2 protein-coding genes are annotated in these 2,529 nt (G+C 45.9%); one reads left to right on the forward strand and one right to left on the reverse strand.

Annotation, left to right across the window (positions count from 1 at the left end; all coding sequences use genetic code 11):
- Positions 1-156: 156 nt before the first annotated feature.
- A complete protein-coding gene (locus LG34_RS10265) occupies positions 157-885 on the reverse strand; it encodes a hypothetical protein (RefSeq protein WP_109215962.1) in 729 nt (242 codons plus the stop codon).
- Between LG34_RS10265 and LG34_RS10270 the strand changes: the two genes are divergently transcribed.
- The coding region (locus LG34_RS10270; protein ID WP_242979868.1) for a pyruvate formate lyase family protein at positions 847-2,529 on the forward strand (1,683 nt) is incomplete at its 3' end. The genes LG34_RS10265 and LG34_RS10270 overlap by 39 nt on opposite strands.

The raw sequence follows: 2,529 nt of genomic DNA on the forward strand, positions 1-2,529 counted from the left end.
CCTCATGATTGAGGGGCAGGGGAGTTGACGTGTCGAAGACACTTTTTTATACCTGCTTCACCACAATCACATTAATCCCCGCCCCATGAATCGAAGCACTGATATGCAGCTCTGTATCTGCCTTTTCAATTCCAATCTGTGTCTGCGGCTCTGTATTCAGCAGATGTAGCCATTTTTCCTGAAGCGGAAACTGCGCCGGAAAATACGGATTGCTGCAGCGATAGAATCACAGGCAGCAGAGGTACGGTATTTTTCAGTCGATTCAGTCTGGATCATCACCTCATATCCCATAAACTGGAAACGGTTAGCAACCAGTGCAAGGGAACTTTCACTATCTCCAGAAGATAGAAAAAGCTGGATTTTGGAAATATTCAGCTCATACAACGCGTTGAATAAGCGTTCTCCCATGGCATGATAATCTTCAGTGGAAACTACAACGACAAAGGTGCGGTTCAGATCCAGAATGACAGGCAGATTCGGATCAACGGATACACGGATGTGCGTATGACGGATCGCCGGACTGATCTCATGGTCGGTTCGCTCTGCCAGACTTCTGGTAATAATGCTGACAGACTGATTTTCGGACAGTGTTTGAAAACGGGAAGGGTTCTGTTCACTTAAAATGTAATCTTGAAACAGATCCCGATGTTCCTGCGGACTGTGCCCGAACCATTCCCGGAAAAATTTTTCGTAATAAGCAGTAGTAGAAAAACCAACGGCTCTTGACACAGCACTGATTTTTTGATTTGTTTCCAAAAGCGGAATCTCTGACATCTCACTTCTGGCAAAACAGCACTTCCGGCACACATTGAAGAATGTATTCAGGACGATATCATTACCGTCGGTCTGCGAAACGGTGTTTCCGGTGAGACCACCTGTGACCATGAAAAACTTCTGACTGTTGGAATCCGTGGTTACATGGAGGAGTGTCAGAGAAATATTGATAACACCGTCAGCACAGGAAAAGAAGATCAGGAGAAGATCGATTACTGGAAAGCATGCATCATCCAGTGTCAGGGACTGATCACATATGCACACCGGATGGCAGAAGAAGCAAAGTGTCAGGCAGCTTCCTGCACCGATGAAAAACGAAAAAAAGAACTTCTGGCCATTGCAGAAAACTGCCGCGTGGTTCCGGAAAAACCACCACAGACCTTCTGGCAGGCACTTCAGATGGTATGGTTTGCACATGTATATTTCCAGATCGAGGTATGTACCACAGCTTGTGGTTTTGGACGTTTCGATCAGTATATGTGGCCGTACTACAAAAAAGATGTCATTGATGAGAAAAATATCACACAGGATGAAGCACTGGAAATGCTGGAGTGCTTCTATCTGAAAGCCTGCGAGGTATATGAAGTCAGAGATAAATGGTATGCAACATCCTTTGCCGGATATCCGATGTGGGAGATCTTGGTGGTCGGCGGCCAGATGCCGGACGGAAAAGATGCCACAAATGAGCTGTCTTATCTGTGTCTGGAAGCTGCCAACCAGTTAAAGACCACACAGCCGGTTATGGCAGTGAGAACCTGGGAAGGCACACCGGAGGAACTGATCCGCAAGGGATGCAAGATGATTCAGGAAGGACAGGCTAATCCAGGATTTTTCAACGATTATGCAGCCATGAAGATGACTCTTGGAAAAGGCTGCACCATTGAGGAAGCAAGAGACTGGACGATTGTTGGATGTATCCAGCCGGGACCGGGCGGTGGATCTACCGATGGTTCTCCGGACGCAGGATACGTCAACATGGGTAAAATGATTGAGTTCGTGTTACATAACGGTGTTGATCCGAGAACCGGAAAACTCATGGGACTGCAGACCGGTGATCCGCGGGAATTTAAAAATATTGAAGAATTTAAAGATGCTCTGAAAAAGCAGATCCTTCATCATTATAAACTGGTTACCACTGGTTATAACATTATGCAGGGCATCCATATGCTCCGCTATCCGGTAATTTTTGCCTCTATGGTCACAAAAGGATGCGTAGAGAGCGGAAAATCCGTACAGCAGGGTGGTGCAAAATACAGTACCGCAGGATTATTTATCACAGGAGCTGCAAACATGGCAGATTCCATTGCAGCGATTGAAAAATGTGTTTACGAAGATAAGGACATCACCATGGATGAACTGATCGATGCCTTAGACCACAATTTTGAAGGTCAGGAGAGAATGCGTCAGCTTCTGCTGAACAAACCGAAAAAATTCGGTAACGATGAAGCACATGTCGATGGCATTTACCGCGAGATGATGTATTTCATTGCAGATGAAGTACAGCAGTGGCCGGATGCGCGAGGCGGACATTATTCCTTTAACGTACATTCTCAGACTGTAAATGTTTCACATGGTGCCGTTTGCGGAGCAACACCGGATGGACGTTTATCCGGTGAGCCGTTTTGTGACAATGCAATTATCTTAAATCACCTTTTCTTAAATGGCAGGGATGTGTTTTTGCGCATTCCTGCTATTTGTATATGTGCAGATTCATCTCAGTCTGAGTTGAGACTCCCACTTCTGCAAGTGGTGAGT

This window comes from Eubacterium ramulus (assembly GCF_003122485.1).
GTDB classification, from domain to species: domain Bacteria; phylum Bacillota; class Clostridia; order Lachnospirales; family Lachnospiraceae; genus Eubacterium_I; species Eubacterium_I ramulus_A.

What these genes read in the sequence shown, in the direction of transcription:
- LG34_RS10265 (WP_109215962.1), bottom strand. Translation starts at nt 885, where the DNA reads ATGGTCACAGGTGGTCTCACCGGAAACACCGTTTCGCAGACCGACGGT.